The sequence below is a fragment of the Brevundimonas sp. FV1ye4L genome (assembly GCF_058681255.1).
The window spans coordinates 936,706-958,543 of the sequence record NZ_CM178734.1 but is presented as its reverse complement, the minus strand read 5'-3'; the positions used below and the strand labels follow the sequence as shown (position 1 = coordinate 958,543).

Sequence of the window (21,838 nt, the reverse complement as noted above, 5' to 3'; positions counted from 1 at the left end):
GGCGGAACAGACAGGGCGTGCGCCCCCGCCTCGTGATGACTGCATTTCAGAACCAAGGCCGAAACGTCAGCTCTGGCGCAGCTGGCCGCTATCCGTCAGTCGCGGTCGCAAGACATGCGGAAGGTGAAGGGACAGAACAAGCAGGAGGCCAAAAAACCATCCTCACGCCCGTCCTGATGGCGTCATGGTCAAACGCACAAAAAGCGCCCTTGGGCGCTGACCGATAAACAGTTGATTTGAAGGAAAGACGATGGTGGGTGATGTAGGGTTCGAACCTACGACCCGCTGATTAAGAGTCAGCTGCTCTACCAACTGAGCTAATCACCCGACCGGTCGTCTTGTCTGCGGCGAAGGCGACTGCCTTGCCGAAGGGCGCTCCTACTACCCACCCGCCGGGGGGTTGGCAAGCGCTTTCGAAAACTTTCTTTGACGGGCATGGTCGCACGGAATCGGTCGCGTGGGGCGGCGGGGGAGTGAGCATCATGGCCTTCTGGAACCGGCGTCGTTCGATCGACGTCATGACGGCGCCGCACGACGGGCCGCGGCTGAAACCGACGCTCAGCTGGCCGCATCTGCTGGCCCTTGGCGTGGGCGCCATCGTCGGCACCGGCATTCTGACCCTGATCGGGGTCGGGGCGGGGCTGGCGGGACCGGCGGTGCTGATCAGCTTCGGCCTTGCCGGCCTGGTCTGCGCCTGCGCGGCCCTGGCCTATGCCGAGCTGTCCACCATGATGCCGGCGGCGGGCAGCGCCTATACCTATTCCTACGCCGTCCTGGGCGAGATGATCGCCTGGGTCGTGGGCTGGAGCCTGATCCTGGAATATTCGCTGGTGGTCAGCGCCGTTGCGGTGGGCTGGTCCGGTTACGCCGTCGGCTTCCTCAGCGGTCTGGGCGTCGATCTGCCGACCGCCCTGGTCGCCGGGCCCCATGCCGGCGGGATCATCAACCTGCCGGCTGTGGCCATCATCGGCGTGGTGACGGGCCTGCTCCTGCTGGGCACCAAGGAGAGCGCGACGCTGAACGCCGTGCTGGTGGTGATCAAGATCGCCGCCCTGGTCGTCTTCGTCGCCATCGCCCTGCCGGCCTTCAAGACCGAGAACTTCACCCCCTTCATGCCTAACGGCTTCGGCGCGCCCTTCGTCCAGACCGGGGTCATGGCGGCGGCGGCCATCATCTTCTTCGCCTTCTATGGGTTCGACGCCATCTCGACGGCGGCGGAAGAGACCAAGAAGCCCGAGCGCGACCTGGCCATCGGCATCGTCGGCTCGATGCTGATCTGCACGGCCCTGTATCTGGTGGTCGCGGCCGCCGCCATCGGCGCCCGGCCCGTGGCGGACTTCGCCGACAGCCCCGAGCCCCTGGCCCTGATCCTGCGCCAGATGGGGCAGGGGACGGCGGCCCAGTGGATCGCGGCGGCGGCGGTGATCGCGCTTCCGACCGTGCTGCTGGCCTTCCTGTTCGGCCAGAGCCGCATCTTCCTGGGCATGGCGCGCGACGGCCTGCTGCCGCGCCGCCTGGCCAAGGTGTCGGTGCGCGGCGTGCCGGCGGTGGTGACGGTCTTCACGGCTGTGGTGGTGGCGATCCTGGCGGGTCTGTTGCCGCTGGACGAGCTGGCGTCGCTGGCCAACGCGGGCACCCTTGCGGCCTTCTGCGCCGTCGGGGTGTGTCTGGTGGTGCTGCGGATCCGCGAGCCGGGCCGCCGTCGGGTGTTCAAGGCGCCGCTGTGGCCTCTGGTTGGAGCGGTTACGGTGATCGGCTGTATCGTCTTCTTCCTCAGTCTGAAGCCCGTCACACAGGTCGGCTTCGTCGTCTGGAACCTGATCGGCGTGGCCATCTACCTGCTGTGGTCGTCGAAGAACTCGCGCCTGGCCAAGGGCGAGGAAGAGGCCGCCTGATGGCGCGCCGCGACCTGACCGGCGCCGTCGACTTCAGCGTGCTGGAAGGCATGACCGGCGGCGACGCGTCGATTTCGGAAGAGGTGCTGGGCCTGTTCGTCGAACAGGCCGCCCTCTGGTCCGCCCTGCTGAACCCCAGGGTGGAGGGCTGGCGTGACGGGGTCCACACCATCCGGGGGGCGGCGGCGGGTATCGGCGCCGGAGATCTGGCGGCAATCTGCGCCGAGGCGGAGGTTGCGGAGCAGGCCCTGGCGGCGCCGGGGCTGGAGCGGGTTCGGACAGCGCTGGACGCCGCTCTGGCCGACGTCGCCGCCTATCGGCACGAGCTGATGCTGAAGAGCCTTAAGGCCTAGCGCCGAGTCCGGTCATAGGCCGCGAACTCATGGGCGATGCACCGGTCGATCAGCAGGCGCCAGACCGGTTCGGCGATCTCGGGCGACAGGTGATGGGCCTCGGCGGCGGTCAGGACCTTGGCCACCACGTCGTCGATGCGGGCCTGGTCGAAGACGGCGTCGCGGTCGGGCTTGATGCGGGCGGCCGCCTCCATATAGCGCTGGCGTTCGGCCAGCAGGGCGACCAGGGCGCGGTCCAGGGCGTCGACGCCCTGGCGGACCTCGGCCATCGACGAGCATTCGGCGGGATCGACGCGGGCGTCGACGGCGACAAGGGCAGGGTGGTGCATCAAAACTTTCCGCTCATCCCGGCGAAAGCCGGGACCCAGTGCTTTTCACGGCGCCGGTGTCTGGATCAAGGGTGCGGATCGTCACGAACGACGGGTCGCCCAAAGATCTGGGTCCCGGCTTTCGCCGGGATGAGCGGATTTTTCAAGTCTCAGCCGACGAAGGCGCGTTCCAGCACATAGTCGGCGGGCTCGGCGTTGGAGCCTTCCTTCAGCCCGTAGGTCTCCAGCAGTTCGCCGGCTTCCTTGATCATGGCCATGGAGCCGCACAGCATGGCGCGGTCGCGGGCGGGGTCGAAGCCCTCGGGCAGGCCCAGGTCGCGGAAGAAGTCGCCGGACTTGATCCGGTCGGTGATCCGGCCCGGGTTTTCAAAGGCTTCGCGCGTGACCGTCGGGTAGTAGGTCAGCTGCGCCTTGGCTTCGTCGCCGATCAGCGGGTCGTCATGGATCTCACGGGTGAAGAAGTCGCGATAGGCCAGGTCGGCGACGCTGCGCACCGTGTGGATCACATAGACATGGCCGAAGCGGGAATAGGTCTCGGGATCGCGCGCGACGCTCAGCCAGGGCGCCAGGCCCGTGCCGGTGCCGATCAGGAACAGCCGCTCGCCGCCGGTCAGGGCGTCCAGCACCAGGGTGCCGGTCGGCTTCTTGCCCATCAGCACCGTGTCCCCGGCCACGATCTTCTGCAGGCGCGAGGTCAGGGGGCCGTCGGCGACCTTGATGGAGAAGAACTCCAGCTCCTCGGCCCAGCAGGGGCTGGCGATGGAATAGGCGCGCAGCACGGGCTTTCCGCCGTCTTCTCCCGGCAGGCCGATCATCACGAACTCGCCCGAGCGGAAGCGGAAATCCTCGGGCCGTTTCACCGCGAAACTGAACAGGCTGTCGGTCCAGTGGCGGACCCACAGAACCTCCAGTTCGTTGAACGGGCTGGCCTTAACCGGGGCGGGGGAGAGGGCGGCGTCTGTCATCGTGCGCTTCTCTAATCTGAGACCCGCTCGCAGGGAAGGAAAAGCCATCGCTCCGATGGCGACTTTTCCTCGTGACGGCTTGCAGAAGCGCCGCTAGCGTCCCCGACCATGCGCACAGTTCTCCTTGCTTCGACCATCCTCCTGTCGGCCGGTTCGGCGTTCGCCCAAGCCACCCCTCAGGAGCCCCCCTCCAACATCCTGACGCCCGAGCGCGTCTTCTCCAGCCCCAGCCTGAACGGCCCGGTGGCCAAGGGGGTCAGCCTGTCGCCGGACGGGCAACTGGTCGCCTTCCTGCGTTCGCGCGAAGACAATGTGGACGTCCAGGACCTGTGGGCCGCCCCGACCGGCGAGGGCGAAGCCTACAAGCTGATCGACGCCCGCGCCCTGGTCCCCGACGCCGGCGAACTGTCCGAGGCCGAGAAGGCGCGGCGCGAGCGGATGCGCATCAGCGCCCGCGGCGTGGTCGACTATTCCTGGGACAAACAGGGCCGCTACATTCTGGCGCCGCTGGAAGGCGACATCTTCCTGGCCAGCCGCGCCGACGGCAAGGTGCGCCGCCTGACCGAGACGGCCGCCGACGAGATCGACGCCAAGGTCTCGCCCAAGGGCAACTACGTCTCCTGGGTCCGCGACCAGAATCTGGTGATCTATGATCTGGCCACCGGCCAGGAGACGCCGATCACCGACGACGGCGCCGGCCTGATCACCTGGGCCACGGCCGAGTTCATCGCCCAGGAGGAGATGGACCGCGACACCGGCTATTGGTGGAGCCCCGACGAACGCTACATCGCCCTGACCCGCGTGGACGAAAGCCCGGTGGACATCGTTCCCCGCTTCGAGATCACCGGCGTCGGCGCCACCATGGTCGAGCAGCGCTATCCCCGCGCCGGCCGCCCCAACGCCCTGGTCGAACTCTATGTCCGGGATCAGCAGACCGGCGCACGGGTCAAGGTGGACCTGGGATCAAACACCGACATCTATCTGGCGCGGGTCGACTGGTCCGACGACGGCAAGACCCTGTATGTCCAGCGTCACTCGCGCGACCAGAAGACGCTGGACCTGCTCAGCGTCGATCCGGCCACCGGCGTCTCGCGCGTGATCCTCAGCCAGAAGGCCGCGGCCTGGGTCGATCTGAACAATGACTTCCATGTGCTGCCGGACGGCCGCTTCATCTGGTCGAACGAGGACAGCGGATGGCGACACCTGTATCTGTACGACCGTAACGGCCGTCAGCTACGCGCCGTTACGCGCGGCGACTATCCGGTCAAACATCTGGACGGCGTCAACGCACAGACGGGCGAAGTCTATTTCACCGCCTCGATGCGCGACGGCAAGGAACTGCCGATCGAGCAGCAGATGTTCCGCGCCAGCCTGAACCGCACGGTCGATCCCGTGGCGGTAACGCCGGCCGGCGGTTGGTGGAACGTCTCGGTCAATGGGCCGGCGACGGCCTATGTCGGCAACTATTCCGATCCGAAGACCCCGCCCCAGTCGGCCCTGTACCGTATCGACGGCACGCGGATCCGCTGGATCGAAGAGAACAAACTCGACGCCGACCACGCCTTCGCCCCCTATGTCTCGCGCCTCCAGACGCCCGAGTTCGGCACGATGCAGAGCCACGGCGAAACCCTGGTCTGGCGCATGACCACGCCGCCCGACTTCGATCCGTCGAAGAAGTACCCGGTGGTGATGCAGGTTTATGGCGGCCCCGGCACCGGCGCGGGCGTGCAGAAGAGCTGGCAGCCTCTGACCAACCAACTGCTGACCGACGCCGGCTATATCGTCTTCCGCGTCGATAACCGCGGCGAGGGCGACCGGTCCCAGGCCTTCGAGACCAGCATCTATCGCCGGCTCGGCATTCCTGCGGTCGAGGATCAGACCCTGGCCGCCAAATGGCTGAAAACCCTGCCCTATGTCGATGCGGACCGGATCGCCATGATGGGCTGGAGCTTCGGTGGTTTCCTCAGCCTGCTGGCCGTGACCGAGCCCGAGGCCGGACTGGCCTCGGCCCTCGCCGGCGCCGCCCCGACGGAATGGAGCCTGTACGACACCCATTACACCGAACGCTACATGTCCACGCCCCAGGACAATCCGGAAGGCTACGCCGCCACCGACGTCCTGCCGCGCCTGGATGATCTGACCGGTCGTCTGCTGATCCTGCACGGCATGGCCGACGACAATGTCATCTTCGGCAACGCCACCCGCGTGATCGACGCCCTTCAGGCCAAGAGCACGCCCTTCGAGATGATGCTCTATCCCGGCCAAAGACACGGCGTCCGCGGCGAACCCAGGCAGTTGCAGCAATGGCGAACCTATCTCGACTTCCTGGACCGCACGATCGGCAAGCGGGCGGAAACGACGGATGACTGACGGCTGAAACCGAACACGGGGGCGAACATGTCGAAGACCAAGCTAATGGCCGGCGTGTTTGCCGTCGTTTTGGCGAGCACCGCGCCGTTTCTCGCCTCGGCGCACACGCCGCCGCCCCCGCCGCCGCCGCCGAACGCCGACATCGCCTGGGTTCAGCGCGAGCGTACGCCCTACGGCTCCTGGGAGGAGATGGCGCGGTTCTTCCTCAGCCAGATTCGCACCTATGACGTCGAAGGCCGGTTCGGCGAACCCGGTCCCGCGATCAACAGCCTGATCTCGATAAACCCTTCGGCGCTTGAGGACGCTCGCGCCTCAGACGCCCGCCGCCTCTCCGGACAGACCCTGCCGCTGGACGGCGTGCCCCTGGTCATCAAGGACAATGTCGAGGCCCGCGGCATGCCGACCACGGCGGGCTCCCTGGCCCTGGCCGCGAACCAGCCGGACCGCGACGCGCCGATCATGGCCCGCCTGCGCGCGGCGGGGGCGGTGCTGATCGGCAAGTCCAATCTGTCGGAATGGGCCAATATCCGCTCGTCCCACTCCATCAGCGGCTGGAGCGCCGTGGGCGGCCTGACCCGCAATCCCTACGCCCGCGACCGCAACACCTGCGGCTCGTCCTCTGGATCGGGCGCAGCAGTGGCGGCGGGCTTCGCCATCGTGGCCATAGGCACCGAGACGGACGGTTCGATCACCTGTCCGGCGGCGATGAACGGCCTGGTCGGGTTCAAGCCCACTGTGGGACTGGTGTCGCGGACGGGCATCGTGCCGATCAGCCACAGCCAGGACACGGCCGGGCCGATGACCCGCACGGTCAGGGACGCGGCCATCGTGCTCAATGTCATCGCCGGCTCAGACCCTGCCGACCCGGCGACGGTCCAGGCCGATGCGCGCAAGACCGACTATGCGGCGGCGCTGGACGGCGCCGGCCTGAACGGCGTTCGCATCGGCGTCGCCCGGTTCCTGACCGGCTATTCAGACGGTACGGACGCCGTCTTCGAAGCCAATCTGGAGCGGTTGCGCGAGGCCGGCGCTGTCCTGGTCGAGATCAAGGACGGGCCGGACATGGACGTCATCGGCAGCGCGGAATTCACCGTCCTGTTGACCGAGCTGAAGGTCGATCTGAACGCATATATCGCCACGACCGACTCGGAACAGGTCGCGACGCGCACGCTGGCTGAGGTCATCGCCTTCAACCGCGCGACGCCGCGCGAGTTGGCCCTGTTCGACCAGGACCTGTTCGAGGCCGCCGAGGACACCAGCGGCCTGTCCGGGCCCGCCTATATCGAGGCGCGCGAGACCTCGCTGCGCCTGGCCGGGATTGAGGGGATTGATCGGCTGCTTAAGGACAACGACGTCGCCGTCCTCATCGCGCCCACCACCGGTCCCGCCTGGACCACCGACATCGTCAATGGCGACAACTATCTGGGTTCGGCCTCGACCCTGCCGGCCGTGGCGGGTTATCCGCATCTGACCGTGCCGATGGGCCAGGTGGGCGGCTTGCCGGTGGGGCTCAGCTTCATCGGCGGCCAGTGGCAGGACGCTCGGGTTCTGGCGCTGGGCTACGCCTATGAACAACTGGGACCGCAGCGAGTCGCGCCGGGCTTTGCGGCCTCCCTCAACACCATGCGCGCCATCGCGCCTCTCCTGGCGCCGACAGTTCAGGAACCTTGATCGGCCGTCCGCTGTTTGGGGCTTCATGACTCAGCCGACGATCCCCGAATGAGCGACCTGATCGCCAATATAGTCGGCTCGGCCGCTGCGGTCTGTTCGGTGACCAGTTTTGCGCCCCAGACCATCAAGATCTGGAAGGAACGCGACGCCTCCTCGGTCAGTCTGAAGACCTATTCCCTGACCGTGACCTGTTTCGCCCTGTGGGTCGTCTATGGCGTCATGACCCAGGCCTGGCCGGTGACCATCGCCAACTCATGCGCCCTGGTCATGGCCTCGGGCGTGCTGGCGATGAAGTGGCGGTTCCGGGACGGCGATCCCGACGCCTGACGGCCAGATCCTCCAGGTTTGATCCGGATCAAGGCGAAGTCGGGTCAGCGGCGCGAGGGTAGGGCAGAGGAGATTTTCCATGCCCCATGACGCCGTTCCCTTCGTCGCCGCCATCGTCGCGGCCTTCGTCTTCTTCATGGGTGCCTTGGCCCTGGCCAGCCTCTATTCGCGCTCGCCTCAGGACAAGTGACGACAGCTTTACCCGACGTGATCTTGGCGCCCCGCGCGATGCGGGTTACGGCATGTGTCTCAACGTCCAAGGGAGACGCCCCCAATGCCTGATCTCGCACAAGTCACCGACCACATCCGCGACGCCGTCGGCGACAACTCCGGTCTGGGCAAGACCGTGAAGCTCGACCTCGGCGACGAGGGCAAGATCTTCATCGACGGCGCCTCGGTGCCGAACACCGTCACCAACGAAGACAAGCCCGCCGACGCCACCGTCTCGATGAAGTGGGACGACTTCATGGCCCTGTCGGAAGGCAAGCTGGACCCGATGATGGCCTTCATGCAGGGCAAGCTGAAGATCGCCGGCGACATGATGATCGCCCAGAAGCTGGCCCCGCTGCTGAAGCGCTGATGCCAGGCTGAGCAACAGTTGATTGCGGCGCGGCTCCCCCCGGGGCCGCGCCGTTTTCGTATCAGCGCCCGCCAGAGGCGCGACCGAAAAACGAGGAAACGACATGGACTTCAGACATTCCGACCGCGCCCTGGACTGGTACGCCCGCGTGCGCCGTTTCCTCGACGAACAGGTCATCCCGCGCGAGGCCGAATATTTCGCCCAGGTCCGCGAGAACCCGAACCGCCAGCCCCCGGTCATGGAGGCCATGAAGGCCGCCGCGCGCGAGGCGGGCCTGTGGAACATGTTCCTGCCCGGAGACCACGGCGCCGGCCTGACCAACCTCGACTACGCCCCCCTGGCCGAGATGATGGGCGCCCATCTGTGGTCGTCGGAGGTGTTCAATTGCAACGCCCCCGACACCGGCAATATGGAAGTCCTGCACATGTACGGCGACGCCGCCCAGCAGGACCGCTGGCTCAAGCCCCTGATGGCCGGCGAAATCCGCTCGGCCTTCCTGATGACCGAGCCCGAGGTCGCCTCGTCCGACGCCACCAATATCCAGACCCGGATCGAGCGAGACGGCGATCACTATGTGATCAACGGCCGCAAATGGTGGTCGACGAACATGGCGCACCCGAACGTCGCCGTGACCATCGTCATGGGCAAGACCGACCCCGACGCCGCGACCCACGCCCAGCAGTCACAAGTCATCGTGCCCGTGGACACGCCCGGTTTCCGCGTCGAGCGGATGTTGTCGGTGTTCGGCTATGACGAACGCCCCATCGGCCACGCCGAGGTGGTGCTGGAGAACGTCCGCGTCCCCGCGTCCAACCTGATCGCCGGCGAGGGCCGGGGGTTCGAGATCGCGCAAGGGCGCCTCGGCCCCGGCCGGATCCACCACTGTATGCGTGTGATCGGCGCGGCCGAGCGGGCGCTGGAGCTGATGGTGACGCGCCTTCTGAACCGCACCGCCTTCCGGAAACAATTGGCCGAACATTCGGTCTGGGAGCAGAGGGTCGCCGACGCCCGCACCAATATCGAGATGTGCCGCCTCTTGGTGCTGAAGGCCGCCTGGATGATGGACGAGGCGGGGGCCAAGAACGCCCGCTCCGAGATCGCTCAGATCAAGGTCGCCGCCCCCCGCATGGCGCTTCAGGTCATCGACGACGCCATCCAGGCCTTCGGCGGCGCCGGCGTCTCGGGCGACACGCCCCTGGCCGAACTCTACGCCACGGTGCGCACCCTGCGGATCGCCGACGGCCCGGACGAGGTTCACAACCGCACCATCGCCCGGCTGGAATACGCCAAACACGGCGGCAAGCCGGTGCGTTGAATTCACCGTTACGCTTACTAAATCAGGGGAACCCCGGCTGAAGCGTCACGTTCGTTATGCTTGGACGACGCGACGCCCGCCGGGGCATCGGGGCTGAGGCGGGACGGACGGCTGACATGAATGCTCGCTTCGAGCCCGATACGCGGGCGGCGTCCGACGTGGCCCGTTTCAGGGAGACCAGGGCCGCCATGCCCGCCCTGGCGCAGGGCCTGTCGCCCGAGGACCTGTCGGCCCAGTCCATGCCGGATTGCAGTCCCGGCAAATGGCACCTGGCCCACACCAGCTGGTTCTTCGAGGCGCTGATCTTGGCAGCCGACCCGGATTACCAGCCGGTCGACCCGCGTTTCCAGCAGCTGTTCAACTCCTACTACGAGGCCCTGGGCGAGCGCGTGCCGCGCGACCGGCGCGGCCTGATCACCCGGCCCTCGGTGGACGAGGTCCTGGCCTATCGCCGCGAGATCGACCGGCGCATGGCCGCCTGGCTGGCCTCGGGGCCGTCCAGCGGTCAGCAACGCTACCTGTTCGAACTGGGCCTGCACCACGACCAGCAGCACCAGGAGCTGTTCCTGATGGACCTGCTGAACCTGATGTCCCGCTCGCCGCTGGACCCGGCCGCCTATGCGGTCGAGCCGCGACAGGCCCCGCTGGAATCCCCGCGCGGCGGCGGCGTCGCCTTCGACGGCGGCCTGGTCTCGATCGGTCACGACGGCGCCGGCTTCGCCTTCGATAACGAGGGGCCGGCGCATCGGGTCTGGCTGGAGCCCTTCGCCCTGGCCGCGGACCTCGTGACCAACGGCGACTGGCTGGGCTTCATCGCTGACGGCGGCTACGCCCGGCCTGAGCTCTGGCTCGCCGACGGCTGGGCCACGGTGAAGGCCGAGGCCTGGACCGCGCCCCTCTACTGGCGCCGCGACGGCGACGACTGGAGCATCATGAGCCTGACCGGCCGCGCCCCCGTCGATCCCGCCGCGCCGGTGCGTCACATCAGCTTCTACGAGGCCGAGGCCTACGCCCGCTGGGCCGGCAAACGCCTGCCGTCCGAGGCCGAGTGGGAGCACGCCGCGACCACGTCGCCCAACGCCTTCTCCAACCTGTCGGGCGAGGTTTGGCAGTGGACGTCCAGCGCCTACGCCCCATACCCCGGCTTCCAGCCGACGCCGGGCACGGCGGCCGAGTACAACGGCAAGTTCATGGCCAATCAGATTGTCCTGCGCGGCGGCGCCTTCGCCACGCCCCCCGGCCACGACCGCATCACCTATCGCAACTTCTTCTACCCCCAACAGAGGTGGGCCTTCATGGGTCTCAGACTAGCCGAAGACGCCCCGCGCGAGCGCAAGCCTGCCCCTGAGGACGCCCAGACCGCCGCCTTCCGGCGTGACCTGATCCAGGGCCTATCGCGCGACCAGAAGGCCGTGCCGCCCAAATGGTTCTACGACGCCGAGGGCTCGCGCCTGTTCGAAGAGATCACCGCCCTGCCGGAATATTACCCGACCCGGCAGGAGACCGCCCTGTTGCGCGACCGCGCCGGCGCTCTGACGGCCGACTTCGGCCCCGACGCCGTCCTGGTCGAGTTCGGATCGGGCGCCAGCGAGAAGACCCGTCTGCTGCTGGACGCCGTGCCTGACCTCGGCGCCTATGTCCCGCTGGACATCAGCGAGTCGGCCCTGCTGGACGCCGCGACCCGTATCCGCGCCGACTATCCCGGCCTGCGGGTGCAGCCGCTGCTGGGCGATTTCGAACACCTGTCGCCCCTGCCGGACGATTTGCCGCACGGCCGGCGCATCGGTTTCTTCCCCGGCTCGACCATCGGCAATCTGGAGCCGGACGAGGCGGTGCGGTTCCTCGCCTCGGCCCGGCGGATGCTGGGGGAGGGTGCACTGTTCATTCTCGGCGTCGATCTGGTCAAGGATCCCGCCATCCTGGTCGCCGCCTATGACGACAGCCAGGGCGTCACCGCCGCCTTCAACCTGAACCTCCTGGCCCGCGCCAACGCCGAACTGGGCGCCGATTTAGACCTCGACGCCTTCGCCCACCGCGCCGTCTGGAACCCGGATCAGTCGCGCATGGAGATGCACCTCCAGGCGACGCGTCAAACCGCCGCCCGCGTCGGCGACAGGGCCTTCAGCTTCATGGCCGGAGAGACCCTCCACACCGAAAGCTCGCGCAAGTTCACGCGGGATTCGGTCGCCGCATTGGCCAAGGAGTCCGGTTGGTCCATGGCCGGTTTCGAGGTTTCGCCCGAACCCCGCGTCGCCCTGGCCTTGCTGCGAGGGTGAACCCCCGGGGCGAGCTTCCGCAAGGCCGGCAGCGCCTGCAGTCGTGATCTGACGGTCGGCTTTCTGACGGTGGGTCAATTTCGCTTCGCGACCCATTGCAGACATCAGTTGCTCCGCTACGGTCGGTTCATGACCGCTGCCTATGACAAGCTTCTGAAAGACGTCTGCGTCCGCCTCGGCTTCTGCGGTTCTGTCGTCGGCGGCCAACCAATGCACGTTGACCAGTTTCTCGCTCAATCCGGCACCCTGACTGCCGATGATTTCGCCGATGCGGTATTCAAAGCCGAAGGATTGGACCCGGACAGCTTAGAGGCTCAGAGGTTCCGCCCCAGCGTGCTCGGGGCCTTCATTCGACATATGGGCGGGTCCGAAATCGACGCCAGCTCCGCTGCCTGCATGGACACTGAAGAAGATCTTCGTCTCGATCGGGAGCATGTGGCGCGCCTGCTCTATGAGTGCCGCGATGGCCTCCATCCCGCTACACAGGAAAAAGAGGCGGACCTCAAAAGCGAGCTGGAGGAACTGGATGCGAAAATCGCTCACCTGACCAGCCGAGCCTAAGTTCCGCTTTCCACCCTATAGGCAGTTCGGCGCGCCGCTTTTGGGCTGTGCGGCCGATGTCCGCTTTCCGCGCTGGTGAGATGTCGCGGTCCGACCCTGAGCGGACGTTAGGCCGCGCCGCGAAGCTCGACACAAACGCCGTCAAAGAGATCGAAATATTGATCCTGAAGGTCTGATTTGCTCAGCGCAAACGCAGAGTGTGTGAGCTGCAATGACATCGCAGCCGCAAGGGTCCTCCCCTCATCTTGAAAGGCAGCGTGCACGTCGTACGCCGTCTCCAGATCGCCCGCATTCCTCATGCCGTAGTCGGCGACCCAAAGGCAGTAGACGAGGCGTTCCCATGGCCGGAGGGAGCTTGAGCCGACGTCTGCCTTCTTCTCGATCACGTCGTGTCCGATCTCGATCAGCCACGTCTCGTTGTCGTCCTGCTCGTTCATTGCCCCTCCGCTAACTTTCGAAGCGCAGCGTAACCTCTTGAGGTCCGCTTTCCACCCATAACAGCCTTTGAAACGTCCGCTTAAGGGCGCTGGCGTCCGACCTTTGCCCGTGTCGCTATCTCCCTCATTCAGGACCTGTCCGCAGAGCGTTGGGGAACAGAAAAAGGGCGGCGCATCTTTGACGCGCCGCCCTGCAGAATTTCACTGAAGCCGTATCACTCGGCTTCGTTCGAAGCCGCGTCCTTCTTCGGCCCGTGCGAGGCCTCGCCGCCCTTGCGTCCGGCCTGGGCCGCCAGGCTGCGGTCTTGGGAGAAGCTTCTCTTTTCGCTGGGGACGCTGGCGCCTCCTTTACGTGCGATCTCGCGTTGACGTTCGGGATCCATGGAGGCGAAGCCTCGCTTGGAAACGCCGGAGGGTCGCGTCGGTTGGCTGTCCATCGGTGTTCCTTTCAGTGCTGCCGTTGCGCTTGCCGATGTGAACCCTGTGACTCGGTGACGGTTCCGTGTGGAACTCCGTTTTACTGTCCCGCCTCGGAACGACTTTGTGGTTTGACTTCAAACGGCTCCATAGGGTCGGGAATCACCTTCGCCGCCGCCGCCCGGTTCCATCGGCGGCATTTCGTCCGGCGTGTCGGACGGATCGATTTCAGGCTGGGGCGTCGGCTCGGGCTGGATCTCGGGTTGCGGGGTTCCGGGGGGCGTGGGTTCGACATAGGTCATGGTGTTCTCCTCTGGCTTGAGAACGCTGTGCGACCCGCAATGTTCACCGATCCTGCTTGAACAGATCAGGGAACTGGATCGGGGCGCGCCGGTTCAGTGTCCGAACCCCCGGAGATCTTCATGACCCAGACCCCCATCGCTCCAGCATCCCCCGACGACATCGTCCTGGAAGACGACACCCTGACCCAGCGTCTCGACCGTCAGGCCGATGCCATCCTGGCCAAAGGCGAGCGCCGCAGCTTTGAAGACACGACGTCCCTGCGTCAGGCACTGCGCGATGACGTCGAACTGATCCGCAGCAAGGTGGTCGGCCGCGTCGAAACCGCCCGCGACGGCATCCGCGACGAACCGATGAAGACCACCCTCTACGCCCTGGGCGTAGGCGTCCTCATCGGCATGCTGCTGCGTCGCTAGACAGACACCCTCTCCCATCGGGAGAGGGCTTGAGCGCACGAGAGCGAAGCGATCGTCCTTGCGCAAAAGGGTGAGGGGCAAGGTGGTGAGAGTTGGCCCGCCGCCGGACCCCTCACCCGGCCCTGCGGGCCACCTTCTCCCGCAAGTGATCCTCCCTCGTTTTGGTGGACACCCATGCTAGCTTTTCGGAGCTGGAGAGGAGTGTCTGATGAGTGTTCAACGCCGGAACTTCCCGGATTCTTTCAAGCGCGAGGCGGTTGACCGCGTCGCCAACGGCGGCCTGAGCGTCGGGGCGGTGGCCCGTGAGCTGGGTCTCCACGAGACGGTGCTGCGTCGATGGATGACGCAGTTCGGGGTGCAGGCGACGGGGACGTCGCGGCGCCCCACAACGCAGGCGTCGTCCCCGTCGCCGTCGGACATGGCGGCGGAGTTGGCCCGGTTGCGACGGGAGAACGGTCAGCTTCGGATGGAGCGGGACATTCTAAAAAAAGCCGCGCTCATCTTCGGAGCGGCCTCCCGATGAAGTTCGGGTTCGTCGATGAGCATCGTCAGGTTTGGCCGGTCCGCGTGATGTGTGCGGTCCTGGGGCTTTCGGCCAGCGGTTACTATGCCTGGCGCGGTCGCCCCGAGAGCCCGAGGTCCGTGGCCAATCGCGAGCTGACCGAGGACATCCGGCTGATCCATGCCGAGAGCAGCGGCTGCTACGGCTCGCCACGCATCCACGCCACCTTGCGTCGGCATGGACGTCGGATTGGTCGATCCCGCGTGGAGCGGCTGATGCGCCGTGCCGGCCTGCGAGGGCTGGCCGCCCTGCCGCGTCGCGCCCGGACGACGAACAGCCGCCACGGCTATCCCATCGCGCCCAACAGGCTGGCCCGGAACTTCGAGGCGGCGGCGCCCAACCAGGTCTGGCTCGCCGATCTGACCTATATCCCAACGGGTGAAGGCTGGCTCTACCTCGCCGCCATCCTTGACATGCACACCCGCAAGATCGTGGGCTGGTCCATGCGCCAGACCCTGCACACCGAGATCGCCCTGGACGCCCTCAACATGGCCGTCGAACGTCAGCGCCCCGCGCCCGGCCTGATCCACCATTCCGATCGCGGAATCCAATATGCCGCCGAGGCCTATCGCTCCGCGCTTGCTCGATCCGGCATCACGCCGTCCATGAGCCGCAAGGGGGACTGCTGGGACAATGCGCCCATGGAAAGCTTCTTCCACACCCTCAAAACCGAGCGCGTCCATCACCGCGTCTACGCCACCCGCGACCAGGCGCGGCGAGACCTGTTCGGATACATCGAGGGCTTCTACAATCCCCGTCGCCTGCACTCAGCACTGGGCTATATCAGCCCCGCCGAGGCCGAACGCAGAGCGGCTTAACCCCGTCCACTTTTGCGGGGGAAGATCACAAGGGGAGAAGGAAGCATTCTAAGCCGGCCCCACCGGCTCCCGCTGGATCGGCGCCCTTTGCAGCGCCGCGTCCGACACGAACGGATTGGTCCGGCGCTCCTCGCCGAAGGTCGAGATCGGCCCGTGCCCCGGCACGAAGGTCACGTCGTCGCCCAGCGGCCAAAGTTTCTCGACCACGGCGAGGATCAGGGCGGGCGGATCGCTCATCGGAAAATCGGTGCGGCCCACCGCCCCCTTGAACAGCACGTCGCCGACCTGGGCGAATCGCGCCGCCCGATTGAAGAAGATCACATGGCCCGGCGTGTGACCGGGGCAGTGGCGCACCTCCCAGGTCGTTTCGCCCAGACTGACCGTGTCCCCGTCTTCCAGCCAGCGGTCGGGGGTGAAGGGCCGCGCGTCCGGCAGGCCGTACATCCGGCCGCTCTCGACGATCCGGTCGATCCAGAACTGATCGGCCTTCTGCGGCCCTGTGATCTGGACTCCGGTCTTCTCCTGCATCTCGGCCGCGCCGCCGGCGTGGTCCAGGTGGCCGTGGGTGATCCAGATCTGATCGAGGGTCAGCCCCCGCCGCGTCACCTCGCCCAGAACCGCATCCACCGACCCGCCCGGATCGATCACCGCCGCCTTGTTCGTGGCGGTGCACCAGACGGTGGTGCAGTTCTGCTGAAGCGGCGTGACGGGCGTGACGAAGACGCCGATGGGGGAGGCGGGCTGGCTCATCCGTCCTACATAATCGCCCCTGCGGCGCGAAACCACCGTCTGACGCCACGCTCGCGTTGACCTTTGGGGCCCTTCTCGACATAAGGGCGGGCTTCGAGGCGCCGCTCTGCAAGGGGCGGCCTTCTTGCTTTATCCATTTCGCGCCGACCGTTTCGACGGTCCATGCGCCCCAGAGCGTCAGAAATCCCGACCATGCAAGTCGTCGAAAAGTCGAACGAAGGCCTCAGCCGCGTGTTCGCGGTCACCATTCCCGTCGCGGAGCTGAACGAGAAGCTCGAAGCCCGCGTCAAGGAAGTCGCCCCGCAGGTGAAGCTGAAGGGCTTCCGTCCGGGCAAGGTGCCGGTCGCCCACGTCAAGAAGACCTTCGGCCGCGAGTTCATGGGCGAGATCATCAACGCCGAACTGAACGAGACCAGCCAGAAGGCCCTCGACGAGGCCAAGATCCGTCCGGCCGCTCCGGCCGAGATGAAGCTGACCTCCGACATGGACAAGGTCATGGCCGGTCAGGAAGACCTGGCCTATGAAATGGCCCTGGAAATCATGCCGGACTTCACCCCGGTCGATCCCAAGACCCTGAAGCTGGAACGCCCGACCTACGAAGCCTCGGACGCCGATCTGGACGAGGCCCTGACCGAGCTGGCCGGCCAGGCCAAGTCCTACGAGGACAAGAAGGGCAAGACCGTCAAGGCCGCCGAGGGCGACCAACTGACCATCGACTTCCTGGGCAAGCTGGACGGCGAGCCCTTCGACGGCGGCGCCGCCGAGGACGCGGACCTGGTGATCGGCTCGGGCCGCTTCATCCCCGGCTTCGAAGAACAACTGACCGGCGCCAAGGTCGGTGAGGAAAAGACCATCGAGGTCACCTTCCCCGAGAACTACCAAGCCGCCCATCTGGCCGGCAAACTGGCCACCTTCGACGTCAAGGTGAAGGCCATCAAGGCCGAGGTCGAAGCCAAGGTCGACGAGGACTTCGCCAAGCGTATCGGTCTGGAATCGCTGGACAAGCTGAAGGAACTGCTGAGCCAGAACCTGAACCAGCAATACGCCGGCGCCGCCCGCTTCAAGCTGAAGCGCGCCCTGCTGGACCAACTGGACACGGCCCATGACTTCCCGCTGCCGCCGAAGATGGTCGAGGCCGAGTTCGACGGCATCTGGCAACAGGTCGAGGCCGACAAGGCCGCCGGCCGCCTGCCGGAAGAAGACGCCGCCAAGTCCGACGAGGACCTGAAGGCTGAATACCGCAAGATCGCCGAGCGCCGCGTGCGCCTGGGTCTGGTCCTGGCCGAGATCGGCCGCGCCAACAACGTCCAGGTCACCGACCAGGAGCTGAACGCCGCCCTGCTGCAGGAAGCCCGCAACTATCCGGGCCAGGAACAGGCCGTCCTGAACTTCTACCGCCAGAACCCCAACGCCGCCGCCCAGATGCGCGCCCCGATCTACGAGGAAAAGGTCGTCGACCTGATCGTCGGCCTCGCCGAGGTGACCGACAAGCCGATCACCAAGGAAGAGCTCTTGAAGGAAGACGAAGAGGGCTGATCGCCCTTAGTCATCTTACGTAAGCGTAACTTCCCATTGTCTTCGGACATGGGTATGCGAAAGGGTCCGCAATGCGGGCCCTTTTTGCATCTGTCGGTTGCCTGGGAGACCTAGTCTGATGAGCCTGTCTGCAGCCCTAGCCGCGGCCCTTCTCCTGACTTCGGCGCCCCAGGCCGCGCCCCCGCCGGCTCAGTCCGATTCTGCCGAACTCGAAGCCATCATCGTCGAAGGCCGCCGAATCGAGGAGGCGGCTCGCGCCTACATCGAAGAAGTGGGCGAGCCTCCGCGCGGGACCCGCCTGGCTCGTTGGAACCGCCCCGTCTGCATCAGCATGAGCAATATGCAGCCGCGCTTTGCTCAATTCGTCATCGACCGCATCGCCGCCAACGCCCTCGACGCCGGAGCCGACGTCGGCGAACCGGGTTGCAAGCCGAACGTCATCATTCTGGCCACCACAGACGGCCCGGCGCTGGCCAAGAAATTGGTCAAGGAGGTCGGGCTGGGTTTCCGTCCCGCCATCAACCACACCAACCTGAGCCGCGACGCCCTGTCCGACTTCCAGAACTCCGACGCGCCGGTTCGCTGGTGGAATGTCGTCATGCCCGTGACGACAGACACGGGCGAGGTCGCGATCACCATGCGGGGCGACGAGCCGCGCCAGGTCACGGTGCGGGACGGTTCGCGCATCCGTTCCAACATTCGCTACGACATGGCCTGGACCATCGTCATCATCGACATGAGCAAGACCGGCGGCGCGCCTTTCGGCACATTGGCTGACTATGTCTCCATGGTCTCCCTGGCCCAGATCGACCCGAGCGCCGACCTCAGCGGCCAGTCGACCGTGATGAATCTTTTCCGCAGCCCCGCCGAAGTCGAAGGTTTGAGCCAGTGGGACAAGGACTACCTCTCCGCCCTGTACGCCGCGCCCTCGGATCGCGTGAATGGCGATCGACAGGAGGCCGCCGTGGCTAATTCGCTTATTCAGCAAAGACGCGAGCGCGAGGGTCTTGAGGACGCGGCGACCGATGAGGGGGCGACCAAGCCGTAACGACCGCCCTTAAGAGCGAAGCGAAACTTTGATCTAGGCTTGTTCCACTTCCGCTTTCGACGTTTCCTACGCGTGCAGTGCGAGTATACTGATTGTGAGGTTGTGGAGGGGGGGATGAGTTTCGCGTCTTTTCTAGTCGCTCTGGTGCTGTTGTCGGGTGCGCAGCAAGCTCCGCAGCAGGTTCCCGTCCAAGACGACGTTCCAGACGCTGAGTTGGAATCCATCCTCGTAGAGGGGAGGCGGCTGGAAGAAGCTGCACGAGCTTATGCTCAGCAGGTTGGTGAGCCGCCGCGCGGCACGCGGTTGGCGCGTTGGAACCGCCCCGTCTGTGTCAGCGTCAGCAATATGCAGCCGCGCTTTGCCCAGTTCATAATCGACCGGATCGCCATAAACGCCCTTGATGCTGGCGCCGAAGTCGGCGGTCCAGGTTGCCGGCCCAATGTTATAATCTTGGCGACCACCGACGGTCCGGCTTTGGCGAAGAAGCTGGTGCGAGAGGCCGGGCTTGGTTTCCGCCCAGCAATCCAGCACACCAATTTGACGCGGAGTGCTCTATCGGAATTTCAGAACGCGGCGTCGCCGGTTCGCTGGTGGAACGTGGTGATGCCGGTTACGGCGGACACCGGAGATGTTGCCACGGTCCTCCAGGGCGATTCCGTTCTTGTCGAGGGCACCGTCGACGAATATCGGCTTCTCCGAGTGCGCGACAGTTCGCGCATCCGCTCCAACATCCGCTATGATATGGCCTGGACCATCGTCATCGTCGATATGAGCAAAACCGGCGGCGCGCCTTTAGGCGTGCTCGCCGACTATGTGTCCATGGTCTCCCTGGCCCAGATCGACCCGGGCGCCGACCTCAGCGACCAGTCGACCGTGATGAATCTCTTCCGTAGTTCAGGCCCTATCAATGGCTTGAGCCAGTGGGACAAGGACTACCTTGCGGCTCTTTATACAGCGCCGAACGATCGCGTCAGCGCTTCACAGCAGGAGAATGGCGTAGTTCGCTCCATGGTCCGGGAACGCCAAGAACGTGAAGGAGAGACGACGCCCGTTGCTGTCCTGCCCGCCAACGAAGCCCCCTGAGTCGTCGTTCTACACCGCCGCCTTGCGCCCCCCCCCCGGGGACGCGATATGCTAGTCACGAAGGACGCGGCCTGAATCGCGTCCACGGCATCCCGAGAAGGCTTGAATGCGCGATCCGATCGAACTGATGAACATGAACCTCGTCCCCATGGTGGTCGAGCAGTCCAGCCGGGGCGAACGCTCCTTCGACATCTTCTCGCGCCTGCTGCGTGAGCGGATCATCTTCCTGACGGGGCCGTTCGAGGACGGCATGGCCTCGCTGATCTGCGCCCAGCTGCTGTTCCTGGAGTCGGAGAACCCCAAGAAGGAAATCTCCATGTACATCAACAGCCCCGGCGGACAGGTGTCCTCGGCGCTCGCGATCTACGACACCATGCAATATATCAAGAGCCCGGTTTCGACCGTGGTCATGGGCATGGCGGCCTCGGCCGGCTCGCTGATCCTGACGGCCGGCGCCGCGGGCCAGCGCATCGCCCTGCCGAACGCCCGCATCATGGTGCACCAGCCGTCGGGCGGTTTCCGCGGCCAGGCCTCGGACATCGAACTGCACGCCGCCGACATCCGCTACACGAAGCGTCGCCTTAACGAGATCTATGTCCACCACACCGGCCGGACCTACGAGGAAGTCGAAAAGACCCTGGACCGCGACCACTTCATGTCGGCCGAAGAGGCCAAGGCCTGGGGCATTGTCGATCACGTCTATGACCGCCGCGAACAGGCCGACGCCGACGGCGTCAAGACGCCCGGCCACTAGGCCTTCCACCACATGCCGAAGGGGGCGCGTCCTGGCGGCGCGCCCTTTTCCATTTTCGACTATCGGAACCGAGATGCAGTTCACACGCGATCCCAGCGGCACGGTCGAGGTCGACGGCGAGACCTACGCCTGGGAACTCCGTCGCCAGCCCCAGCCCAAGGGCGGCAATGTCTGGGAGGGCATGGCCGTCTCCCTGCGCCATGTCGATTTCAAGCGTGAGGCCATCGTCCAGTTCCCGCCGCCTCTGCGGCCGAACGGCCGGCCGGACGTCGAGAAACAGCGCGTAAACGTCGACGCCGTCCGCAACGCCATCACAGCGGCGATCGAGGCCGGGTGGGACCCGACCTCGCGCGGCAAGGCCATGGTCTTCGACGTCGACGCCGACGGCCGCTGACCCTGTCAAAGCCCTTTCAGGGTCGGGCCTTGAACACCCGGAACCCGGCCTCCTGGGCCATCTCCAGCATTTCCCGGTCGCCCGAGGTGTCGCCATAGGCGGCGCTCAGCGTCATATCGTCGCCATAGGCGGCCTTCAGCCGGCGCACCTTCTCCTCGCCCCGGCAGTTGGGTCCGGTAAAGGCGTCAGTCACCCGGTCCTGGGCGTCGAAGGTCATCCGCGTCCCCAGCAGGGCCTCGGCCCCCAGCCTGCGCGCAAAGGGCGCCACCGTCGTCTCGGGCGATGCGGTCACGATTACGCGATGGGCGCCGCGCCGACCCCAGTCCTCCCACACCGCCAGGGCGTCGGGCCGCATCAGCCGCGACCACATGACCTCGGCGAACCGCTCCGCCTCCGCCTCCAGCTGCTCGCGGCTCTGGCCGGCCAGGAATTCCTTCACCGAGGCGGCCTTGATTCGGCCCCGGTCGCGGTGCCGCCCATAGGCCGCCAGGGCAGGAGCCAGCTTGACCAGGCCCAGGGCCCAGCCGCCCGGCCCGGCCTTCCAGCGCAGGAATTCGGTGAAACTGTCGCGCACCGTCAGGGTGCCGTCGAAGTCGAAGGCCACGATGGGCGTTGTCGGCTGTCCCGATTCGGTCCGGGGCTGGCGCCGATCCTGCACGCTTCCCATGTCAGACATTCGCC

At 66.1% G+C, this 21,838-nt stretch carries 23 protein-coding genes and 1 tRNA gene; 16 read left to right on the top strand and 8 right to left on the bottom strand.

Going from position 1 to position 21,838, the window contains the following annotated elements; translation table 11 throughout:
- Positions 1-251: 251 nt before the first annotated feature.
- Positions 252-327 (bottom strand) — tRNA-Lys (locus tag ACW17X_RS04575).
- Between the two features lie 155 nt (positions 328-482).
- Between ACW17X_RS04575 and ACW17X_RS04570 the strand changes: the two genes are divergently transcribed.
- Positions 483-1,895: an amino acid permease gene (locus ACW17X_RS04570; RefSeq protein ID WP_492099864.1), complete on the top strand. Its 1,413-nt coding sequence runs from the start codon at positions 483-485 to the stop codon at positions 1,893-1,895.
- Positions 1,895-2,248: an Hpt domain-containing protein gene (locus ACW17X_RS04565; protein ID WP_492099863.1), complete on the top strand. Its 354-nt coding sequence runs from the start codon at positions 1,895-1,897 to the stop codon at positions 2,246-2,248. Before ACW17X_RS04570 ends, ACW17X_RS04565 begins: the two co-directional genes overlap by 1 nt.
- Here the strand turns inward: ACW17X_RS04565 and ACW17X_RS04560 are convergent.
- Entirely contained in the window at positions 2,245-2,577 is a 333-nt protein-coding gene (locus ACW17X_RS04560) for a chorismate mutase (RefSeq protein ID WP_492099862.1), read from the bottom strand. The genes ACW17X_RS04565 and ACW17X_RS04560 overlap by 4 nt on opposite strands.
- A 149-nt stretch (positions 2,578-2,726) precedes the next feature.
- The gene (locus ACW17X_RS04555) at positions 2,727-3,542 is read right to left on the bottom strand and encodes a ferredoxin--NADP reductase (protein ID WP_271166426.1); all 816 of its coding nucleotides are present in this window, start codon (positions 3,540-3,542) and stop codon (positions 2,727-2,729) included.
- Positions 3,543-3,650: 108 nt separating this feature from the next.
- On the opposite strand from ACW17X_RS04555, the gene ACW17X_RS04550 reads away from it, so the two are divergent.
- The 7 genes from ACW17X_RS04550 to ACW17X_RS04520 all read left to right on the top strand — a co-directional run bounded on the left by ACW17X_RS04550 (position 3,651) and on the right by ACW17X_RS04520 (position 12,642).
- On the top strand, positions 3,651-5,912 hold the full coding sequence (locus ACW17X_RS04550) for a S9 family peptidase (protein ID WP_492099861.1): 2,262 nt from the start codon (positions 3,651-3,653) through the stop codon (positions 5,910-5,912).
- Between the two features lie 27 nt (positions 5,913-5,939).
- Positions 5,940-7,583 (top strand): amidase, encoded by a 1,644-nt coding sequence (locus ACW17X_RS04545; RefSeq protein ID WP_492099860.1) that lies wholly within the window; start codon positions 5,940-5,942, stop codon positions 7,581-7,583.
- A 48-nt stretch (positions 7,584-7,631) separates the two neighbouring features.
- The gene (locus ACW17X_RS04540; protein WP_492099858.1) at positions 7,632-7,910 is read left to right on the top strand and encodes a SemiSWEET family sugar transporter; all 279 of its coding nucleotides are present in this window, start codon (positions 7,632-7,634) and stop codon (positions 7,908-7,910) included.
- Between the two features lie 274 nt (positions 7,911-8,184).
- Complete coding sequence (locus ACW17X_RS04535) at positions 8,185-8,490, top strand: SCP2 sterol-binding domain-containing protein (protein WP_492099857.1); 306 nt, start codon at positions 8,185-8,187, stop codon at positions 8,488-8,490.
- A 103-nt stretch (positions 8,491-8,593) separates the two neighbouring features.
- Complete coding sequence (locus ACW17X_RS04530) at positions 8,594-9,805, top strand: acyl-CoA dehydrogenase family protein (RefSeq protein ID WP_492099856.1); 1,212 nt, start codon at positions 8,594-8,596, stop codon at positions 9,803-9,805.
- 116 nt (positions 9,806-9,921) lie between these two features.
- Positions 9,922-12,081, top strand: coding sequence for an ergothioneine biosynthesis protein EgtB (gene egtB / locus ACW17X_RS04525; RefSeq protein ID WP_492099855.1), 2,160 nt, complete (start codon positions 9,922-9,924; stop codon positions 12,079-12,081).
- A 129-nt stretch (positions 12,082-12,210) separates the two neighbouring features.
- Positions 12,211-12,642 carry a hypothetical protein gene (locus tag ACW17X_RS04520; RefSeq protein WP_492099854.1) on the top strand — a complete coding sequence of 144 codons (432 nt, stop codon included), beginning with the start codon at positions 12,211-12,213 and terminating at the stop codon, positions 12,640-12,642.
- A 107-nt stretch (positions 12,643-12,749) separates the two neighbouring features.
- Here ACW17X_RS04520 and ACW17X_RS04515 read toward each other — a convergent pair whose 3' ends face one another.
- The 3 genes from ACW17X_RS04515 to ACW17X_RS04505 form a co-directional block, all read right to left on the bottom strand.
- Complete coding sequence (locus ACW17X_RS04515; protein ID WP_492099853.1) at positions 12,750-13,079, bottom strand: hypothetical protein; 330 nt, start codon at positions 13,077-13,079, stop codon at positions 12,750-12,752.
- Positions 13,080-13,294: 215 nt separating this feature from the next.
- Positions 13,295-13,516, bottom strand: coding sequence for a con-10 family general stress protein (locus ACW17X_RS04510; protein ID WP_291752576.1), 222 nt, complete (start codon positions 13,514-13,516; stop codon positions 13,295-13,297).
- A gap of 117 nt (positions 13,517-13,633) precedes the next feature.
- Positions 13,634-13,798 (bottom strand): hypothetical protein, encoded by a 165-nt coding sequence (locus ACW17X_RS04505; RefSeq protein ID WP_492099852.1) that lies wholly within the window; start codon positions 13,796-13,798, stop codon positions 13,634-13,636.
- Between the two features lie 120 nt (positions 13,799-13,918).
- Here ACW17X_RS04505 and ACW17X_RS04500 point away from each other — a divergent pair, with 120 nt between their 5' ends.
- Entirely contained in the window at positions 13,919-14,212 is a 294-nt protein-coding gene (locus tag ACW17X_RS04500) for a hypothetical protein (RefSeq protein ID WP_492099851.1), read from the top strand.
- Positions 14,213-14,420: 208 nt separating this feature from the next.
- A protein-coding gene (locus ACW17X_RS04495) for an IS3 family transposase (RefSeq protein ID WP_492098836.1) occupies positions 14,421-15,592 on the top strand; the annotation gives its coding sequence in 2 pieces (ribosomal slippage) (positions 14,421-14,694 and positions 14,694-15,592; 1,173 coding nt in all).
- A 48-nt stretch (positions 15,593-15,640) separates the two neighbouring features.
- Here ACW17X_RS04495 and ACW17X_RS04490 read toward each other — a convergent pair.
- Positions 15,641-16,342, bottom strand: coding sequence for an MBL fold metallo-hydrolase (locus ACW17X_RS04490; RefSeq protein WP_492099850.1), 702 nt, complete (start codon positions 16,340-16,342; stop codon positions 15,641-15,643).
- Between the two features lie 192 nt (positions 16,343-16,534).
- Between ACW17X_RS04490 and tig the strand changes: the two genes are divergently transcribed.
- The 5 genes from tig (at position 16,535) to ACW17X_RS04465 (ending at position 21,157) form a co-directional block, all read left to right on the top strand.
- A complete protein-coding gene (gene tig, locus ACW17X_RS04485) occupies positions 16,535-17,878 on the top strand; it encodes a trigger factor (protein ID WP_492099849.1) in 1,344 nt (447 codons plus the stop codon).
- Between the two features lie 118 nt (positions 17,879-17,996).
- Positions 17,997-18,926 carry a hypothetical protein gene (locus ACW17X_RS04480; RefSeq protein WP_492099848.1) on the top strand — a complete coding sequence of 310 codons (930 nt, stop codon included), beginning with the start codon at positions 17,997-17,999 and terminating at the stop codon, positions 18,924-18,926.
- 114 nt (positions 18,927-19,040) lie between these two features.
- The gene (locus ACW17X_RS04475; RefSeq protein WP_492099847.1) at positions 19,041-20,009 is read left to right on the top strand and encodes a hypothetical protein; all 969 of its coding nucleotides are present in this window, start codon (positions 19,041-19,043) and stop codon (positions 20,007-20,009) included.
- Positions 20,010-20,115: 106 nt separating this feature from the next.
- Positions 20,116-20,763 carry an ATP-dependent Clp protease proteolytic subunit gene (locus ACW17X_RS04470; protein ID WP_271166410.1) on the top strand — a complete coding sequence of 216 codons (648 nt, stop codon included), beginning with the start codon at positions 20,116-20,118 and terminating at the stop codon, positions 20,761-20,763.
- A gap of 73 nt (positions 20,764-20,836) precedes the next feature.
- Entirely contained in the window at positions 20,837-21,157 is a 321-nt protein-coding gene (locus ACW17X_RS04465; protein WP_492099846.1) for a hypothetical protein, read from the top strand.
- A 16-nt stretch (positions 21,158-21,173) separates the two neighbouring features.
- Here ACW17X_RS04465 and ACW17X_RS04460 read toward each other — a convergent pair whose 3' ends face one another.
- On the bottom strand, positions 21,174-21,833 hold the full coding sequence (locus ACW17X_RS04460) for an HAD-IB family hydrolase (RefSeq protein ID WP_492099845.1): 660 nt from the start codon (positions 21,831-21,833) through the stop codon (positions 21,174-21,176).
- Positions 21,834-21,838 lie beyond the last annotated feature (5 nt).

Coding starts and splice junctions, on each gene's coding strand:
- egtB (WP_492099855.1), top strand. CDS start 9,922: ATGAATGCTCGCTTCGAGCCCGATACGCGGGCGGCGTCCGACGTGGCC.
- ACW17X_RS04555 (WP_271166426.1), bottom strand. CDS start 3,542: ATGACAGACGCCGCCCTCTCCCCCGCCCCGGTTAAGGCCAGCCCGTTC.
- ACW17X_RS04460 (WP_492099845.1), bottom strand. CDS start 21,833: ATGTCTGACATGGGAAGCGTGCAGGATCGGCGCCAGCCCCGGACCGAA.
- ACW17X_RS04470 (WP_271166410.1), top strand. CDS start 20,116: ATGCGCGATCCGATCGAACTGATGAACATGAACCTCGTCCCCATGGTG.
- ACW17X_RS04515 (WP_492099853.1), bottom strand. CDS start 13,079: ATGAACGAGCAGGACGACAACGAGACGTGGCTGATCGAGATCGGACAC.
- ACW17X_RS04565 (WP_492099863.1), top strand. CDS start 1,895: ATGGCGCGCCGCGACCTGACCGGCGCCGTCGACTTCAGCGTGCTGGAA.
- ACW17X_RS04540 (WP_492099858.1), top strand. CDS start 7,632: ATGAGCGACCTGATCGCCAATATAGTCGGCTCGGCCGCTGCGGTCTGT.
- ACW17X_RS04480 (WP_492099848.1), top strand. CDS start 17,997: ATGAGCCTGTCTGCAGCCCTAGCCGCGGCCCTTCTCCTGACTTCGGCG.
- ACW17X_RS04510 (WP_291752576.1), bottom strand. CDS start 13,516: ATGGACAGCCAACCGACGCGACCCTCCGGCGTTTCCAAGCGAGGCTTC.
- ACW17X_RS04550 (WP_492099861.1), top strand. CDS start 3,651: ATGCGCACAGTTCTCCTTGCTTCGACCATCCTCCTGTCGGCCGGTTCG.
- ACW17X_RS04520 (WP_492099854.1), top strand. CDS start 12,211: ATGACCGCTGCCTATGACAAGCTTCTGAAAGACGTCTGCGTCCGCCTC.
- ACW17X_RS04530 (WP_492099856.1), top strand. CDS start 8,594: ATGGACTTCAGACATTCCGACCGCGCCCTGGACTGGTACGCCCGCGTG.
- tig (WP_492099849.1), top strand. CDS start 16,535: ATGCAAGTCGTCGAAAAGTCGAACGAAGGCCTCAGCCGCGTGTTCGCG.
- ACW17X_RS04500 (WP_492099851.1), top strand. CDS start 13,919: ATGACCCAGACCCCCATCGCTCCAGCATCCCCCGACGACATCGTCCTG.
- ACW17X_RS04545 (WP_492099860.1), top strand. CDS start 5,940: ATGTCGAAGACCAAGCTAATGGCCGGCGTGTTTGCCGTCGTTTTGGCG.
- ACW17X_RS04560 (WP_492099862.1), bottom strand. CDS start 2,577: ATGCACCACCCTGCCCTTGTCGCCGTCGACGCCCGCGTCGATCCCGCC.
- ACW17X_RS04570 (WP_492099864.1), top strand. CDS start 483: ATGGCCTTCTGGAACCGGCGTCGTTCGATCGACGTCATGACGGCGCCG.
- ACW17X_RS04475 (WP_492099847.1), top strand. CDS start 19,041: ATGAGTTTCGCGTCTTTTCTAGTCGCTCTGGTGCTGTTGTCGGGTGCG.
- ACW17X_RS04535 (WP_492099857.1), top strand. CDS start 8,185: ATGCCTGATCTCGCACAAGTCACCGACCACATCCGCGACGCCGTCGGC.
- ACW17X_RS04465 (WP_492099846.1), top strand. CDS start 20,837: ATGCAGTTCACACGCGATCCCAGCGGCACGGTCGAGGTCGACGGCGAG.
- ACW17X_RS04490 (WP_492099850.1), bottom strand. CDS start 16,342: ATGAGCCAGCCCGCCTCCCCCATCGGCGTCTTCGTCACGCCCGTCACG.
- ACW17X_RS04505 (WP_492099852.1), bottom strand. CDS start 13,798: ATGACCTATGTCGAACCCACGCCCCCCGGAACCCCGCAACCCGAGATC.